General features: G+C 70.9%; 17 protein-coding genes and 2 pseudogenes. 10 read left to right on the top strand and 9 right to left on the bottom strand.

Annotated features, from left to right (window positions below):
• The 7 genes and pseudogenes from ACTIR_RS21350 to ACTIR_RS0103005 all read left to right on the top strand — a co-directional run.
• Positions 1-199, top strand: a pseudogene (locus ACTIR_RS21350) (hypothetical protein); the annotation flags it as partial.
• A gap of 87 nt (positions 200-286) precedes the next feature.
• On the top strand, positions 287-1,282 hold the full coding sequence (gene trxB, locus ACTIR_RS0103030) for a thioredoxin-disulfide reductase (RefSeq protein ID WP_026453180.1): 996 nt from the start codon (positions 287-289) through the stop codon (positions 1,280-1,282).
• A 127-nt stretch (positions 1,283-1,409) separates the two neighbouring features.
• Positions 1,410-1,733 (top strand): thioredoxin, encoded by a 324-nt coding sequence (trxA, locus tag ACTIR_RS0103025; RefSeq protein WP_007023905.1) that lies wholly within the window; start codon positions 1,410-1,412, stop codon positions 1,731-1,733.
• A 238-nt stretch (positions 1,734-1,971) separates the two neighbouring features.
• Positions 1,972-3,132 carry an N-acetylmuramoyl-L-alanine amidase gene (locus tag ACTIR_RS0103020; protein ID WP_026453179.1) on the top strand — a complete coding sequence of 387 codons (1,161 nt, stop codon included), beginning with the start codon at positions 1,972-1,974 and terminating at the stop codon, positions 3,130-3,132.
• Between the two features lie 110 nt (positions 3,133-3,242).
• A complete protein-coding gene (locus ACTIR_RS0103015; RefSeq protein ID WP_233345806.1) occupies positions 3,243-4,421 on the top strand; it encodes a helix-turn-helix domain-containing protein in 1,179 nt (392 codons plus the stop codon).
• A gap of 141 nt (positions 4,422-4,562) precedes the next feature.
• Complete coding sequence (locus ACTIR_RS0103010) at positions 4,563-5,117, top strand: hypothetical protein (protein ID WP_026453177.1); 555 nt, start codon at positions 4,563-4,565, stop codon at positions 5,115-5,117.
• Entirely contained in the window at positions 5,114-5,362 is a 249-nt protein-coding gene (locus ACTIR_RS0103005) for a GntR family transcriptional regulator (RefSeq protein WP_019810975.1), read from the top strand. Before ACTIR_RS0103010 ends, ACTIR_RS0103005 begins: the two co-directional genes overlap by 4 nt.
• Before the next feature lie 242 nt (positions 5,363-5,604).
• On the opposite strand, the gene ACTIR_RS0103000 is transcribed toward ACTIR_RS0103005, so the two are convergent.
• Positions 5,605-6,240, bottom strand: coding sequence for a GNAT family N-acetyltransferase (locus ACTIR_RS0103000; RefSeq protein WP_026453176.1), 636 nt, complete (start codon positions 6,238-6,240; stop codon positions 5,605-5,607).
• Positions 6,241-6,525: 285 nt separating this feature from the next.
• Between ACTIR_RS0103000 and ACTIR_RS0102995 the strand changes: the two genes are divergently transcribed.
• A complete protein-coding gene (locus tag ACTIR_RS0102995; RefSeq protein ID WP_026453175.1) occupies positions 6,526-7,857 on the top strand; it encodes an aminotransferase-like domain-containing protein in 1,332 nt (443 codons plus the stop codon).
• Positions 7,858-7,914: 57 nt separating this feature from the next.
• A complete protein-coding gene (locus tag ACTIR_RS0102990) occupies positions 7,915-8,865 on the top strand; it encodes a D-alanine--D-alanine ligase family protein (RefSeq protein ID WP_026453174.1) in 951 nt (316 codons plus the stop codon).
• Between the two features lie 88 nt (positions 8,866-8,953).
• On the opposite strand, the gene ACTIR_RS0102985 is transcribed toward ACTIR_RS0102990, so the two are convergent.
• The 8 genes from ACTIR_RS0102985 to rpmH form a co-directional block, all read right to left on the bottom strand.
• On the bottom strand, positions 8,954-10,066 hold the full coding sequence (locus ACTIR_RS0102985) for a ParB/RepB/Spo0J family partition protein (RefSeq protein WP_026453173.1): 1,113 nt from the start codon (positions 10,064-10,066) through the stop codon (positions 8,954-8,956).
• A complete protein-coding gene (locus ACTIR_RS0102980; protein ID WP_007023916.1) occupies positions 10,063-10,959 on the bottom strand; it encodes a ParA family protein in 897 nt (298 codons plus the stop codon). The genes ACTIR_RS0102985 and ACTIR_RS0102980 overlap by 4 nt, the downstream gene beginning before the upstream one ends.
• A 172-nt stretch (positions 10,960-11,131) precedes the next feature.
• The gene (gene rsmG, locus ACTIR_RS0102970) at positions 11,132-11,965 is read right to left on the bottom strand and encodes a 16S rRNA (guanine(527)-N(7))-methyltransferase RsmG (protein ID WP_026453172.1); all 834 of its coding nucleotides are present in this window, start codon (positions 11,963-11,965) and stop codon (positions 11,132-11,134) included.
• Positions 11,966-12,219: 254 nt separating this feature from the next.
• On the bottom strand, positions 12,220-12,894 hold the full coding sequence (locus tag ACTIR_RS0102965) for a Jag family protein (protein ID WP_026453171.1): 675 nt from the start codon (positions 12,892-12,894) through the stop codon (positions 12,220-12,222).
• 204 nt (positions 12,895-13,098) lie between these two features.
• The gene (gene yidC, locus ACTIR_RS0102960; RefSeq protein WP_026453170.1) at positions 13,099-14,205 is read right to left on the bottom strand and encodes a membrane protein insertase YidC; all 1,107 of its coding nucleotides are present in this window, start codon (positions 14,203-14,205) and stop codon (positions 13,099-13,101) included.
• Positions 14,206-14,209: 4 nt separating this feature from the next.
• The gene (yidD, locus tag ACTIR_RS0102955; protein WP_026453169.1) at positions 14,210-14,551 is read right to left on the bottom strand and encodes a membrane protein insertion efficiency factor YidD; all 342 of its coding nucleotides are present in this window, start codon (positions 14,549-14,551) and stop codon (positions 14,210-14,212) included.
• Positions 14,548-14,946 (bottom strand): ribonuclease P protein component, encoded by a 399-nt coding sequence (gene rnpA, locus ACTIR_RS0102950; protein WP_026453168.1) that lies wholly within the window; start codon positions 14,944-14,946, stop codon positions 14,548-14,550. The genes yidD and rnpA overlap by 4 nt, the downstream gene beginning before the upstream one ends.
• Before the next feature lie 45 nt (positions 14,947-14,991).
• Positions 14,992-15,135: a 50S ribosomal protein L34 gene (gene rpmH / locus ACTIR_RS25130; RefSeq protein WP_007023922.1), complete on the bottom strand. Its 144-nt coding sequence runs from the start codon at positions 15,133-15,135 to the stop codon at positions 14,992-14,994.
• Positions 15,136-15,776: 641 nt separating this feature from the next.
• On the opposite strand from rpmH, the pseudogene ACTIR_RS0102945 reads away from it, so the two are divergent.
• A pseudogene (locus tag ACTIR_RS0102945) lies at positions 15,777-16,130 on the top strand (chromosomal replication initiator protein DnaA); the annotation flags it as partial.

The following is a 16,130-nucleotide window of genomic DNA, read 5'->3' as shown; positions in this document are numbered from 1 at the left end:
GAACGGCCTCGACCCGGACCGGGACGCGGCGGGCGTCCGGCCCGCCACCGTCGACGGCCGGGAGTCCGTCCTCGTGCTCTACACCACCGGCGAGCTCGCACAGTTCCGCCTGGTCGCGCTCCCGGCCGACTGCGGATCCGGTGAATCCGGCCTGCTCATGGACACCACGGTGGGCGGAACGGGCGGCGCGGGCGGCTGACCGGCACTCCTGCCCGCCGGGAACACCCGCGCCTACCATCGTGTTGAGACGGGGTGACGCAGGTTTTCGTCGAAGCGGAGGTCGCTGGTGGCAGGAGAGGACATTCGGAACCTCATCATCGTGGGGTCGGGGCCGGCCGGGTACACGGCCGCGGTGTACGCCGCGCGGGCCCAGCTCGATCCCGTGGTGTTCGAGGGCACCCAGTTCGGCGGTGCGCTGATGACCACCACGGAGGTGGAGAACTACCCGGGGTTCCGGTCGGGCATCCAGGGCCCCGAGCTGATGGACGAGATGCGCGAACAGGCCAAGGCCTTCGGCGCCGACCTGCAGCAGGCCGATGTCGAGGAGCTCGACCTGACCGGCCCGGTGAAGTACGTGAGCGCACACGGGCAGCGCTACGCGGCGCACGCGGTCGTGCTCGCGATGGGGGCCTCGCCCCGCTACCTCGGCGTGCCCGGCGAACAGGAACTGCTCGGTCACGGTGTGTCGTCCTGCGCCACCTGCGACGGCTTCTTCTTCCGTGACCAGGACATCGCGGTGGTCGGTGGGGGCGATTCCGCGATGGAGGAGGCGACCTTCCTGACGAAGTTCGCGCGCACCGTCACCATCATCCACCGCCGCGAGGAGTTCCGCGCCTCGAAGATCATGCTGCGCCGGGCGCAGCAGAACGAGAAGATCCGGTGGCAGCTGAACTCCCAGGTCACCGAGGTTCTCGGGGACAACGGCAAGGTCAACGGCCTCAAGCTGGTCGACACCGTGACCGGGGAGGAGTCGACGATGGACGTCACCGGCTTCTTCCTCGCGATCGGGCACGACCCCCGCAGTGAACTGGTGCGCGGCCAGGTGGACCTGGACGACGAGGGCTACGTGCTGACCTCCGGGCGTGGCACCCACACCAACATCGAGGGAGTCTTCGCCGCGGGCGACCTCGTGGACCGCACCTACCGGCAGGCCGTCACCGCGGCGGGCACGGGCTGCTCGGCGGCGATCGATGCCGAGCGCTGGCTGGCCGAACACGAGGACGTCGCCGAGGCCAGCGAGGACCCGGCGCTGGTCGGCGGCGGGTACGGCCCGAGCCACTGACCTCCGTACCACCGGCCTCCGCGCCACGGCTGCGGCCGGACGTGCCGTGTTGCGGCGGCCGGACGAACCCCACCCAGTCCGCGGTGCCGACCGACGGCAACCGTGTCGAGTGACGACAGGAGTGACAATGACCGACACCGTGCAGGTGACCGACAACAACTTCTCCGACGAGGTCCTCGGGGCCGACAAGCCCGTGCTCGTGGACTTCTGGGCCACCTGGTGCGGACCGTGCAAGATGGTCGCGCCCGTGCTGGAGGAGATCGCCTCCGAGTACGGCGACAAGCTGCGCGTGGCCAAGCTCGATGTCGACCAGAACCCGAACACGGCCCGGGACTACCAGGTCATGTCCATCCCGACGCTGATCCTGTTCCGGGACGGCAAGGCCGTGAAGCAGATCCAGGGCGCCAAGCCGAAGGCGGCCCTGCTCTCGGACCTCTCGGACGTCCTCTGAGCCCCGTGCTCTGAACCCGTCCGAGCCTTCGGACCGGTCGGAACAACCCGGAAGCGCAGGTCACCCGCGCTTCCGGGTTTTTTCGTCCCAATACCTCCGTGTGGGTGACAAACGGGAGCAGCCCTCCGCATCGGTACGGACCCGGCAGGGCACAATAGGGACCGCAGGCCTACGCACCGGCCCTCACGCACAGTCCCCAGACGAACGCACCTGGTGCCCGAGGAAAAGCGAGGGGTGCATGCGGGTACTCCGCCGCGGCGACACCGGACCGGAGGTCGCCGAGATCAAATCAATGCTCTCGGCACTGGACCTGCTCACGTCCGGTGCCGAGACCAACGGACACGGAGCTTCCTTCGACCTGGACGTCGAACACGCCGTCCGGGCCTTCCAGCAGCGCCGCGGCCTGATCACCGACGGTGTCGTCGGCCCGGCCACCTACCGTGCGCTGCGGGGCTCGACCTACCACCTCGGCAGCAGGCCGCTCGCCTATCTCGTGTCGTCCCCGGTCCACGGGGACGACGTCTTCGCCCTCCAGGAGCGGCTCACCGAGCTGGGCTTCGACGCGGGCCGCCCGGACGGCGGCTTCGGCCCGCAGACCGAGCGGGCACTGAAGAACTTCCAACGGGACTACGGACTCGTGGTGGACGGGATCTGCGGTCCGGCGACTGTGCGGGCGTTGCGGCAGCTGTCGCCGCGTGCGCGTGGTGGCCGGCCGGTGTTCCTGCGGGAGCGGGAGCAGGTGCGGCGTTCCGGTCCCCGCCTGCGCGGCAAGCGCATCGTCATCGACCCCGGTCACGGCGGCCCGGATCTGGGCGTGTCCGTGCACGGGGTGAGCGAGGCCCAGGTCGCCTGGGACCTGGCGCGCAGGCTGGAGGGCCGGATGAAGGCCACCGGCATGGAGGCGCTCATCTCCCGGGGCCCCGCGCACAGTCCGTCGGAGAGTCAGCGGGCGCAGTTCGCCAACGACGCGGGCGCGGACCTGTTCCTGTCGCTGCACTCGGACGGCAACCGCTCCGCCCAGGCGGAGGGTGTGGCGAGCTTCCACTTCGGCACCGGCAACGGCACGACCTCGACGGTGGGCGAACTGCTGGCCGGCTACATCCAACGCGAGCTGGCCGTGCGCACCGGGATGCAGGACTGCCGCACCCACCCGAAGACGTGGGACATCTTCACCCGCACCCGCTGCCCCGCGGTCCGGGTGGAGATCGGCTACCTCACCAACGCCGGGGACCGCGCCCGGCTGTCCGACCCCGGATTCCGCGACGTGGTGGCGGAGGGCCTGCTCGTGGCGGTCAAGCGGCTGTACCTGCTCGGCGAGAACGACCAACCCACGGGCACGTTCACCTTCGCCGACGTCCTGGCCCACGAACTCACCGAGGTCTCCGCCGGCCACGACTGAGCACGGGCGGAGGATCCCGCCGCACGCCTGCGCCGTGCGACCCGGTCCGATCCGGACGTGGCACCAACGGAGTAGGGCCGGACCCATGGCCGGGCCGGTACGCTGCGGAAATGACCCCGACTCTCGGGCAGACGTTGCATCGACTACGGCATGCGCGGGGTAAATCCCTCGCCGTCGTGGCCGGACTCGCGGGCATTTCACCGTCGTACCTGTCCCGTCTGGAGTCCGGGGACCGTGCGCTCGACCGACGGTCGCTCATCGTGGCCCTCGCGGATGCGCTGGACGTCGCACCCAACGAACTCGCCCAGAACACGGTCGCCGAGATCGGGCCGGCCGGGGAGGAACGGGCACTCGTCGAGGTGCGACTCGCGCTGCTGTCGGTCGGGATGCAGGCGCCGAACGGCGTCCGGCAACCGGTCGAAGCACTCCGGACCAGGGTCGCCGAGGTACTCACCGCGCAGCGGAACTGTGACCACGCACTCGTCGGCGACCGTCTCCCGGGGCTGATCCACGACCTGCACACCGCCCTCCGGGCCGGCCGGGACGAGCGGGAGCTCCTGAGACTCGCCGTGCTGACCCACGTGCAGGGAACGCAGGCGTGGTTGTGTGATGTGGGGGCACACCAGGACCTCGCCTGGCAGGCCGCCACGCTCGCCCGGGTCGCCGCCGAGCGTCTGGACGAGCCGACCTATACGGCGATCAGCGCGTTCGGCAACGCCTTCGCGCTGCTCGGCGCGGGTGGTCTCGACCTCATGGAGCAGGTCCTGACCTCGTCGGACCCGGGCACGGCCACATCCGGTGCCCGGCAGATGTCCGGGATGCTCACCCTCGCCTCGTCACTGCTCGCGGCCACCCGAGGCCGGGACGCGCAACAGCAGGCCGCCCTCGACCGGGCCGCCGACCTTGCCGCGTTCACCGGTGAGGGCGATGCGTTCTGGTTCGGCTTCGGCCCGGCCAATGTGGGAGTGTGGCAACTGTCGGTCGCGCTGGAATCCGGTGAGCACGCCCGGGCCGTCCGTATCGCCGAGCGGATCGACCCTTCGGCACTCCCCACGAATACCCGTAGGGCCGCCTACTACCGGGACTACGGCCGGGCGCTGGCTCGCTTACCGCGCCACCGGGACACCGCGGTGCACATGTTGCGTGAAGCGGAACGCCTTTCTCCCGCCCGCATCCAGCGGCAGCCCTCCCTGCGAACGGTCCTCGCCGAACTGCTCACGAAGACCGGAAGTGAGCGTGCCCGCCGTGAACTCCACGGCATGGCCTACCGCTCCGGGTTGCCGGTGTAAGCGGACGTCCTACCGACCCGATCAGGACCGGTTGCCGAAGCTTCATCCGGTCGCGTGATTGCCACGGTGGCAAGGTCTTTTCCTCGGATTCCGTCAGGGTGGATCCCATGGAGTCCTCAACCACCACCCGGGGTGATGCCGATGATCGAACGGGACCGTGAGCTGCTCGCCCGTGCCGCGCGGGTGAACCGGGGGCTCGGTGCGGTGGTCTGCGAGCTCATGGCGGAACAGGACGGCGGGCAACTGCCGGCGACGAGGCTGGCCGAGATCGGCTCGCTGTTGTCCGAGCTGGCCGGTGCGTTCCGGGACCGGGCCGCGGAGCTGGACGGACCTCCGGTGCTGCCGGGCGGGAGCGGCGGCCACACCGCGCGGACACCTCCGCCCGGCAGGCTCGCCCCCGGTCACTGGGCCGTGCTGGAGGAGTGTCTCGCCGAGATGTGCGGTGGGGAGGCGGGTGAGGTCGTCCACGATCGCGGGCGCGGGGTCCTGGAATGCTGCCGGGCGGACGGCGCCGGAGGCCCGGACGACCCCGGGACGGACCTGCGGAGGCGCTGGTACGAGGTGATCGGCGCGCTCGTGCATCTCGACGAGGCGGCGCCGGACGACCGGCGTGCGATCCGCCGGGTCGGGGTGGACGTGTGCGAACTGGGGCGGCGGATGACGGCCGACGATCCCGGGAACGGTGGTGGAGCGTGAGCGCAACCGATTGCGGGGGCCGCTTCCCGCTCCGCACCGACCGGCCGGAGTACCTCTGGCGCCGCGTCGCCGACCACCTCGCCGCGCGCATCGACCGGGGCGAGTTCGGCCGCCAGCTGCCCAACCGGGGGCACCTGGCGCGGGACTACGGCGTCTCGGTCGCCACCGTCGACCGCGCGGTGCGCCTGCTGACCGAGCGCGGTACGACCCGCACCCTCCCCGGCAAAGGCACCTACCTCCGCTGAGGATCAGCGCCTCACCAGCGGTCCGTCCCCCACCGGCGCCATGCTGTGGACAACCCACCCGCCTGTGCACAGGCCTGTGGACAACAAGGCGAAGTTGTCCACAGCACCCTGTGGACGTCGCGGCACCCGTGGCGTTCCCGGTGTGCCGTGAAGGACCCCTTCACCGCACACGGTGCAGGGAAGGAGTCCCCCGCTGCGTCACACGCAGGCAAGGGGTCCTTCACGGCACACCGCCACGCACCTCAGGCGCGGGTGACGCTCGGGGTGGCGGTGACGGCGACCTCGTCGAGGAGGCGTTCCAGGGCGGCCTCGACGTCGGCCTTCCAGGACAGGCCGGAGCGCAGCTCCATGCGCAGGCGGGGCCACCGGGTGTGCGGGGCGACCGTCTTGAACCCGACGGCGCGCAGGAACGCGGCGGGGACCACGCAGACGTGCTGCCCGTCGTCGGTATCCGGCTGCGCGTCGCCGAACGCCTCCACGGCCCGCACCCCACGGCGCGTGAGGTCCTGCACCGTGGCCTGCACCAGGGCGCGGCCGATGCCGGAGCCGCGGAACTCCTGTTGCACGTGAAACGCCGTGAGCAGGATCGCGTCGGCGCCCGGGGGAGAGGTGGGGAACGCGCCGGCCCGGGGCACCGCGGTCGGCGGGGCGTAGAGGACGAAGCCGACGGGGTCGTCCCCGTGGAACACCACCCGTCCGCACGAGCCCCACTCCAGGAGCACGGACGAGATCCAGGCCTCCTTCTCGACCTCGGTCTCGCCGAACTGCTCGGCCTCCTCCCGCAGGTGCGGGGCCACCTCCCAGTACACACACCGACGACAACCGAGCGGCAGCCGCTCCAGGTTGTCCAGGGTGATGCCCTCGATACTTCGCGACACCGAACCTCCCCGACACACGTCATCCCGCCTGTGGTGGAACCGGCGCGCATCGCGGGCGCGGCGGCCAGAAAGCCACATTTCGATCTTATGGCGGTGTGATAAGCCCCGCCAAGAGCGGGAATGCCCGCGGGGACGGACGTTACACTCGGGTGGGTCCCACTGCCGGTACACCCGGCCACGGGCTCCCTCGACACGGTCTGACGACACCATCGACCAGGACACGCGAGGAACCCGGCAACAGCAAGCGCCGCCCAGTGGGCGCCGAAGCAGACGAGAGCGTGTGCGATGACTGCATCCGAGCCTCCCGAGCATCGACCAGGGTCCGAGCCGGGCCGCCAGAACCTCGATCCGCACCTCGACCGTTACGCGGCGCGCACCGCGGGCATGACGGCCTCGGAGATCCGGGCGTTGTTCGCGGTCGCGAGCAGGCCCGAGGTGGTCTCGCTCGCGGGTGGGATGCCGAACCTGGCCGCGCTCCCGCTGGAGTCGCTGTCCGAGCAGATGGCCGAGGTCATCTCGCAGGAGGGCATGGTCGCTCTGCAGTACGGCTCCGCGCAGGGCGTGCCGACACTGCGTGAGCAGATCTGCGACGTCATGGCGGTGGAGGGGATCTCCGCGCACCCCGACGACATCGTCGTCACCGTCGGCTCCCAGATGGCGCTGGACATGGTGACCCGGCTGTTCTGCGACCCCGGCGACGTCGTCCTCGCCGAGGGGCCCTCGTACGTCGGTGCGCTCGGCTCGTTCTCCGCCTACGAGGCGAACGTGGTCCACGTGACGATGGACGACGACGGGCTCGTCCCGGACGCGCTCCGCGAGGCGCTCGCCGAGTGCGCGCGGCAGGGCCGCACGGTGAAGTTCCTCTACACGATCCCGAACTTCCACAACCCCGCGGGCGTCACCCTGGCCACCGAGCGGCGCGCGGAGATCCTGGAGATCTGCCGCGCCCACGACGTCATGGTGGTCGAGGACAACCCCTACGGTCTGCTCGCCTTCGACGGCCAGACCTATCCGCCGCTGCGGTCGATGGACCCGGACAACGTCATCTATCTGGGCTCGTTCTCCAAGACGTTCGCCTCCGGGCTGCGCGTTGGCTGGGTGCTCGCCCCGCACGCGGTGCGCGAGAAGCTGGTGCTCGCCGCCGAGTCGGCCACCCTGTGCCCGCCCACGCTGAACCAGCTCGTCGTCTCCAAGTACCTGTCCACCCACGACTGGAAGGGCCAGATCAAGAGCTTCCGGGAGAACTACCGGGAACGCCGGGACGCGATGATCTCCGCCCTCGAACAGCACATGCCGCCCGGTGTCACGTGGACGCACCCGGAGGGCGGCTTCTTCGTGTGGGTGACGGTGCCGGACGGGATCGACACGAAGGCGATGCTCCCCAGAGCGGTCGCCGCCCGCGTCGCCTACGCCTCGGGCACCGGCTTCTACACCGACGGGCTCGGCAGCCGCCAGATGCGGCTGTCGTTCTGCTACCCGACACCGGAACGCATCCACGAGGGGGTGCGCAGACTCACCGGGGTGATGGAATCCGAACGGGAGCTGCAACGCACCTTCGGCAGCGTCACCACCCGCACGGTGTCCGGGCCGCAGTCGCCCGGGCCGAACACGGCCTGAGCCCGGCCCCACCGGACCGGGCGGCACACCAGCATCACGACTTCGAGGAGACCCGCGTTGGCCGAAGGTACTGTCGCCGTGCTCGCCGGCGGCCTGTCGCACGAACGGGACATCTCGCTGCGGTCGGGCCGCAGGTTGTCCGTCGCGCTGCGCGAGCAGGGGCTGACGGTGCAGGAGTGGGACACCGACGCGAGCCTGCTGTCCCGCCTCCGGGACGAACGCCCCGACGCGGCGGTCATCGCCCTGCACGGCGGGGAAGGCGAGAACGGGTCGGTGCAGACGGTGCTGGAGATGCTGGGCGTGCCGTTCGTCGGCACCAGCTCCGAGGGCTGCCGACGGGCGTGGGACAAGCCGATCGCCAAGGCGCTCGTCGCCGAGAACGACCACACCACCCCGGACTGGGTGGCCCTGCCGCACAGCACGTTCCGCGAACTCGGGGCGCAGACGGTGCTGGACGCGATGGTGGACAAGCTGGGTCTGCCGCTCATCCTCAAGCCCGACCAGGGCGGCTCGGCGCTCGGCGCCCAGGTGGTGCGCGAGGCCGGTGAGCTGCCCGCCGCGATGGTCGGCAGCTTCGCGTACGGGGACGCCGTGCTCGCCGAGCGGTTCGTCGACGGCGTCGAGGTCGCGGTGACCGTCGTCGAGCGCGACGGCGGGCCGGAGGCGCTGCCCGCGGTCGAGATCGTGCCGGAGGGCGGTGTCTACGACTACACCGCCCGCTACACCGCCGGGCTCACCGACTTCTTCGCCCCGGCGCGACTGAGTGACGAGACGGCGAAGGCCGTCGGCGACCTCGCCGTCGGCGCGCACCGGTTGCTCGGGCTGCGCGACATCTCGCGCACCGACGCGATCGTGGCCGCCGACGGCAGCGTGCACTTCCTCGAGGTGAACTCCTCGCCCGGGCTGACCGAGACCTCCACCGTGCCGATGGCGATGGAGGCCGCGGGAACGTCGCTGGGCGTGGTGTTCACCGACCTGGTCGAGCGCGCGGTGCGGCGGGGGAGCTGACCTGCGGCCGCCGGCCTGATCCGTCGGCCCGGTCACCGGTCGCGCACCCCCGGCCCGCGAACCGTCACCGTGACGAATCAGGCCGGTGTCATCGGTCGTCGTCCTCGGTGTCCGAAATGCCCTGTTTGACCGCCCGGATCTGCTGGGCGTGACCGGGGGCCATCATCGTGACGATCCGCTCCAGGTCATCCGGAGAGCCGAACTCGACCACGATGCGCCCCTTGCGCTTACCGACGTCGACCTTGACCCGGGTGTCGAACGCATCCGACAGGCGTTCGGCCAGTCCGTCGACTCCCGGCATCGTCATCGGCTTGCGGTCGGTCTGCTTCGGCTTCGGTTTCGACTCACTCTTCGAGAGGGTCACCGCCTCCTCGGTCGCACGGACCGACAGCCCCTCCGCGACGATCCGGGTGGCGAGCTCCTCCTGGCGGTCCGGGTCGTCGACCGACAGGAGGGCGCGGGCATGCCCCGCGGAGAGGACGTTCGCCGCGACCCGCCGCTGCACCGGCAGGGGGAGACGGAGCAGGCGGATCGTATTGGTGATCACCGGGCGGCTCCGCCCGATGCGGGAGGCCAGTTCGTCGTGGGTGACACCGAACTCGTCGAGCAGCTGCTGGTACGCGGCCGCCTCCTCGAGCGGGTTCAGCTGGACCCGGTGGATGTTCTCCAGCAGGGCGTCCCGCAGCATCGCCTCGTCGGAGGTGTTGCGCACGATGGCGGGGATGAGTTCCAACTCGGCCTGCTGGGCCGCCCGCAGCCGGCGCTCACCCATGACGAGCTCGAACTCGTTGTCCCCGAGCACGCGCACGACGATGGGCTGCATCAGCCCGAACTCACGGATCGAGTGCTCCAACTCCGCCAGCGCGTCCTCGTCGAAGACCTGACGCGGCTGCTTGGGGTTGGACTTGATCGCCTCGACCGGGATCTCGCGGTAGACCGCACCGGCGACCTCGCCGCCGTGCGGGGTCACGGTGGCGTTCGCCGCGAACCATCCCGTGTCCCCGTCGGAACCGGCTCGCGAGGCGGCCGTCCCGCCACGCCCGTTCGTACGGACGCCCCCGGATCCCGCCCCGCCGCTGTCTCCGCGATCCGCCCCGCCCGGGCGGTCCTGTTCCGGCTCCGCACCGTCGGCGGGCTCGACCGGTCCGGTCGGGATCAGCGCGGCCAGGCCCCGGCCGAGGCCACCTCTCCGCTCGCTCATTGTCGCTCCTTCGCTCCGCGCTCGGCGATCTCCCGAGCCGCGTCCACATAACTCATCGCGCCGCGCGACCCCGGGTCGTAGCCGAGCACCGTCTGGCCGTAGCCCGGCGCCTCGGAGACCTTCACGCTGCGCGGGATGATCGTGTTGAGCACGACGTCCCCGAAGTGCCTGCGGACCTCCTGGGTCACCTGATCGGCCAGCTTCGTCCGACCGTCGTACATGGTGAGCAGGATCGTGGACACGGTCAGCTCCTGGTTCAGGTGCCGCTGGACCAGCTCGATGTTGTTGAGCAGCTGGCCGAGCCCCTCCAGCGCGTAGTACTCGCACTGGATCGGGATGAGCACCTCGTGCGCCGCCACGAGGGCGTTCACCGTGAGCAGTCCGAGGGACGGGGGGCAGTCCACGAAGACGTAGTCGATGCCGAGCTGGTCCAGCCCCTCGCTCGTGAGGGCTTCCTTCAGTCGTGCCTCGCGCGACGCCATCGACACCAGCTCGATCTCCGAACCGGCCAGGTCGATCGTCGCCGGGACACAGAGCAGGTGGTCGGACTGCCCGCTCGTCTGTGCCGCGTCCACGACCGACGCCTCGCCCAGGAGCATCTCGTACACCGAGGGCGTGCCGGAGCGGTGGTCGACGTCCAGCGCGGTACTCGCGTTCCCCTGCGGGTCGAGATCCACCACCAGCGTCCGTACCCCGTAGAGCGCGAGACCCGCGGCGAGGTTCACCGTGCTGGTCGTCTTGCCGACCCCGCCCTTCTGGTTCGCGACGGTGAGCACACGACGTCGGGTCGGCCTCGGCATGAGGTTCGCGTCGGGGTGCAGAACGCGGGCGGCCCGGAGTGCTTCCTCGGCGATCGGGGTGCCGCCGACACCGGTCTCGGGAGTCGTGTTCACCGCTGGCCACCCTTCCTCGTCGTCACGAACTCACCGTGCTGCCGCACCGCACCGGAGCACGTCCCGGACCCCCGCTGTTTCACGTGGAACAAGGAACGCTGCGCTCCGGGCGAGCCCACCGGGCCCGCCGCGTCGGTCGTGCTGGTCGTGCTCATTCGTTCGGCCAATCCTCTCAGTGCCGTCTCGAATTGCGTCTCCGCGCAACTCCCGATTTCCGCGACTCCACCCGTTCGGTCTCCCCCTGCTTCGTCCGGTCCCGCTTCGGCGCGCGTCGTGTCCCCCGGGCCGGGGCGACCCGCTCGATGGCGACGACCGTCGTCGGTGTGTCCAGAACGCCCGCACCGCACTCCACGATCCGTGGCTCACCCCCACCTGCCCGACGCACCGCGTCCCGGTCCCGCTCGATCTCGTCGGCCGCACTGCGCCCCTTCAACGCCAGCAGCGTGCCGCCCTCGCGTACCAACGGCAGACACCACGCCGCCAGTCGACCCAACGGCGCCACCGCCCGCGCGGTCACGACCTCCGCCACACCGAGCCGCTGCCGAACCGCCTTCTCCTCGGCGCGTCCCCGTTCGACCGTGACGGACAGGCCGAGCCGCTCCGCGACCTCCTCCAGCCAGTCCACCCGCCGCGCCATCGGTTCGAGAAGCACGATATCGAGATCCGGCCGTGCGAGGGCGAGCGGCACACCGGGCAGTCCCGCCCCGGACCCGACGTCGATCACCCGCGGCCGGGCACCCTCCCCGGAGGTACCCCTCACCTCGGGGACCGCCTCGCCGAGCACCGCGGAGTTGAGGACGTGCCGTTCCCAGAGACGGTCCAGCTCGCGTGGTCCGATCAGGCCCCGTTGGACACCGTGGGTGCTCAGCAGTCCCACGAACTGCTCGGCGAGTGCGAGCCGGTCACCGAAGACCGCCCGCGCCGAATCCGGTGTGTCGAGTCGCGGGGGAGTCCCGTCACCGGGCTCCCGCGGGGTCGTCTCGCCCTCGGGCGGTTGCGAGTTCACTGCCACTCCTCCCACGCCGTTTCACGTGAAACCCGGCGCCGCCGATTCTCCCCGATCACGGTCCGCGTCCGGGACCGCACTCCCTCCGGCCGGGCCGGCGCGGCCGCCGCACCACCGCGACACGGCCGCTGCCGCACATACGGAACGCCCCGACGACGTTTCACGTGGAACGGCCGTACGACGACGAGCGGCCCGCCGGGTACCCGGCGGGCCGCTCGTGCGTTCCTCTTCTGATGTGGTGCCGTATCCGCCGTTCACTCGGGCAGGACGACGACCCTCCGCTTCGGCTCCTCGCCTTCGCTCTCGCTCGTGACGCCCTCCACCTCGGCGACCGCATCGTGCACGATCTTGCGCTCGAACGGCGTCATCGGCTGCAGGCGGGTCCGCTCGCCCGACTCCGCGACCGACTCGGCGGTCTTCCTGCCGAGGTCCCGCAGTTCCTCCCGACGGTCGGCCCGCCACCCCGCGACGTCGAGCATCAGCCTGCTCCGGGTGCCGGTCTCCTGCTGCACCGCCAGCCGCGTCAGTTCCTGCAGCGCCTCGAGCGCCGTTCCCCGGGGGCCGACCAGCCGTTCGAGATCGTCCCCGCCGTCGATGCTGACGATCGCCCGGCCCGCCTCGACGTCCAGGTCGATGTCGCCGTCGTAGTCGAGAATGTCCAGCAGCCGCTCCAGGTAGTCCCCGGCGATGTCCCCCTCGCGCACGAGGAGATCCTCACCGTCGTCCCCGGCATCCTGCTCCTCGGCGCCACCGTCCTCCGCGTCGGCGCCACCGGTGTCCGCGGCACCCTCCGCCGCGGAGGTCTCCGCGGCGTCACCGGCGACGTCTCCCGCGTTCTCGTCCCGTGCCTCCGTTCCGGAGGTCTCCTCCGGCTGCCCCGGCGTGGGGTCGTTCTGGTCGGCGCCGAGCACCCCGGCCGTATCGGACATGTCCGTCTCCTCTCAACCCGCGTCAGCTGTGCTGCGGCACCAGCCGTGGCCCTCGCGCCACGCCGTCCCCGCCGGTCCGGTGCGGGACCGGGGGAGACGACCCGGCCGCGTCGGGCCGCTCCGGTCGACTCCGCGGGGATCGACTCCCATCCCGCCGGGCGGTCCGTGGACCCACCCGGTGCGCACGGTGTCGGCCCCGTCGGGTCAGCGCCGCTTCCGTCCCTGTGTCTTCTTCCCCTGGCCGGACTGGCGTGGCTGGTTCCCACCGTTCTTCGCCCAGGCGCCGCCACGGACGCTGCTGTCACCCTTCGGCGACGTGCCGTTGGAGCCACCACCACCCGACTTGCCCTCGCCGGAGGATCCGCCCTGCTTGCCCTGCTTCTTGCCGGAGCCCTGTGCCGGTTTCTGGCCGGGCTGCGGCTTCTGCTGCTGCGACTTCTGCTGCTGGGGCTTCTGGCCGGGCTGGGGCTTCTGGCCGGGCTTGGGGGCGAGCGTGTCCCGCTTCTCCTTCTCCTCGGCCTTCTTCGCCTCTTCCTCCTTGTCGATCCGGCCGTAGACGAACCGCTGCTGGCCCAGGGTCCAGACGTTGTTGGCGAGGAAGTAGATCAACATACCGACCGGCAGGAAGGCACCGAAGATCAACAGACCCACCGGGAAGATGTACAGCGTCAGCTTGTTCATCACCGCGGTCTGCTGGGTGGCCGAGGAGGGGTTCTGCCGCGCCACCGAGTGCCGGGCGGTGAAGTGCGTCGCGATACTCGCGACGATCAGCAACGGGAAGGCCACCGGGGCCACCGACCAGTTCCAGCCCTCCTGGCCGATGTCGGGCCCGCCCATCATGGCGACGTGCCGGATGGCCTCGCCGAGGTTGACCCCGAAGAGCTCGGCCTCGGTGTAGGACGCGACACCGGCGGCGTCGAAGAAGTAGTTCGAGTCGGACCCGGGCACGAAGTTCCGCAGGACGTTGACCAGTCCGATGAACACCGGGATCTGCAGCAGGATCGGCAGGCAGCTGCCCAACGGGTTGACCCCGTGTTCGCGCTGGAGCTTCTGCATCTCCTGCGCCTGGCGCTGCTTGTCGTTGCCGTACTTCTTCTGGATCTTCTTGATCTCCGGCGCGAAGTCCTGCATCTTCTTCATCGACCGGACCTGGTTCACGAACGGCTTGAACAGGATGCCGCGGACGGTGAAGGTCAGGAAGACGATGCCGAGGACCCAGGCGATGGCATTGTCGTCACCGAAGACGAAACCGAAGACCTTGTGCCACATCCAGAGGATGAACGACACCGGGTAGTAGATGAAGTCGAGCACTGAGCTACTCCTCGGTAGACATACCAGGGCCTTGGTGCCGGAAACTGAACGTCTCGGGCACGGGGTCTCGTCCCGGAGGTGTCCACGGCCCACAGCGCAGCAGCCTGCGCACCGCGAGGTATCCGCCGCGGGCGGCGCCGTGACGCGTCAACGCCTCGGCCGCATAGGCGCTACAGCTCGGATAGAACCGACACATCGGGGGAAGATAGGGGGAGATGAACCGCCGGTAGAACCGGATGGGCAGCAGCACGACCCACGCGACCCGCGTCGGTCCGCCGGCCCCGGTGGACGGTGTCGGGTCGTGGCTCTCGGCCGGATTGACGTCGGCCGCGTCGTGTTCGTTCACGCCGATGATCCATCGTTGGTTCGGACTGGCCGGCCACGCCCGCGCGGCGGGCCGGAGGAGGAGCGCCCGGCCAACCGTCGCAGCGCCGCATCGAGATCAGCGCCGAGTTCGGCGCTGGTCGCCGACGACGCAGGCGGGAGCGCCCGCACGACCAACGCGCTGCCCTCGGGCAGGGTTCCGAGCCGCGCCGCCACCAGATGCCGCAACCGCCGGATCACGCGGTGCCGCACGACCGAGTTGCCCACGGCCTTGCTCACCACGAATCCCGCGCGGGGGCGCTCGCCGTACCCGGGGAGCAGATGCACGACCAGACGGCGGCGTCCGGCGCGGACGCCGCCCCGCATCACGGCGCGGAACTGGTCACCGTGTCGGAGACGAGCGTCCGCGGGAAGCACGCAGCGCCTCGTCGTACTCGTCGTCGTCGCAGCCGGACGCGAGCGTCAGGCGGCGAGCCGGTTGCGGCCCTTACGCCGACGGGCGGCCAGAACGGCCCGCCCCGCCCGCGTACGCATCCGCAGCCGGAACCCGTGGGTCCGCGCGCGTCGACGGTTGTTCGGCTGGAAGGTGCGCTTGCCCTTGCTCACGGCTGTCGCTCTCCTGGTCTCGGGCGTCCGGTCTTCGGTCTCGTGTGCTCAGGTGCTCGGCGGAAGCCGGGCAGGCTGAACGGCGCCGCTGTCAGCGGTAGACCCTTCGAGGGTACGCATCGGCCCCGGCGGCACCGACACCGACCCCCGGCACCGGACCCGGCCGATCACCGGTGTGACCGGCCGGATCACGGTGCGTCACCCCACCGGGCGTGGGACCTCACTCCGGCGGGGACCACCGGAGGGCGAGGACCGTTCCGGGATGGCACCCTGACCGCCGAGGCCGCCTTGTGGCGCCCCGTGCGGCTTGCTAGCGTGCCTCTTCTCGCGTGACCGGCCGGGGCCTGCGGGGACGTTCCCCGCAGGTGGGAGACTTCGACCGGCGAACCGTGATCCCACGGGATGGGGGGCCCGCGGGGCGGGCGTACATTGATGCACACTTGTGGACAACCATGTGGATACCTGCTGCGCAGGTAATCACGCCGACCTGCCGGGACGCTCCACCGGGCCGTCGCCGGGACCCTCGCCGTCCCCGGACCTTCCGGGCGACGCCGTCCCGTCGGCCGCGGCCGTCGGCAACGGTGTCGCAGGTGCCGGGGCCGTGACGGCGACGACGTCGAGGGGAGGGGAGCGAGAGCAGCGTGTCTGAGCACCAACTCAACCTGGCGGTCGTCTGGGAACAGGTCGTCGCCGAGCTCTCGGACGGAACCCTGTCCCCTCAGCAGCGGGCATGGATGCGGGTCACCCGGCCGATCGGCCTGCTCGACGGCACCGCACTGCTCGCCGCGCCCAGCGACTTCGCCAAGGAGGCGATCGAACGCGCGTTGCGCGAACCGATCACCTCGGCCCTGTCCCGGCATCTCGGGCGGGAGGTCTCCCTCGCGGTCAAGGTCGACGCGGCCGAGAACGCGCCCGCGGCACCCGCGGAACCCACCCGGTCCGCTCCCGCGCACTCCCCGCCGGAGTCGCCCCCCGGCTCCCCGGCACCGCACGGG

This window comes from Saccharomonospora iraqiensis subsp. iraqiensis (assembly GCF_000430445.1).
Taxonomy (GTDB): Bacteria; Actinomycetota; Actinomycetes; order Mycobacteriales; family Pseudonocardiaceae; genus Saccharomonospora; species Saccharomonospora iraqiensis.
This window is presented reverse-complemented; position numbering and strand designations above follow the sequence as displayed.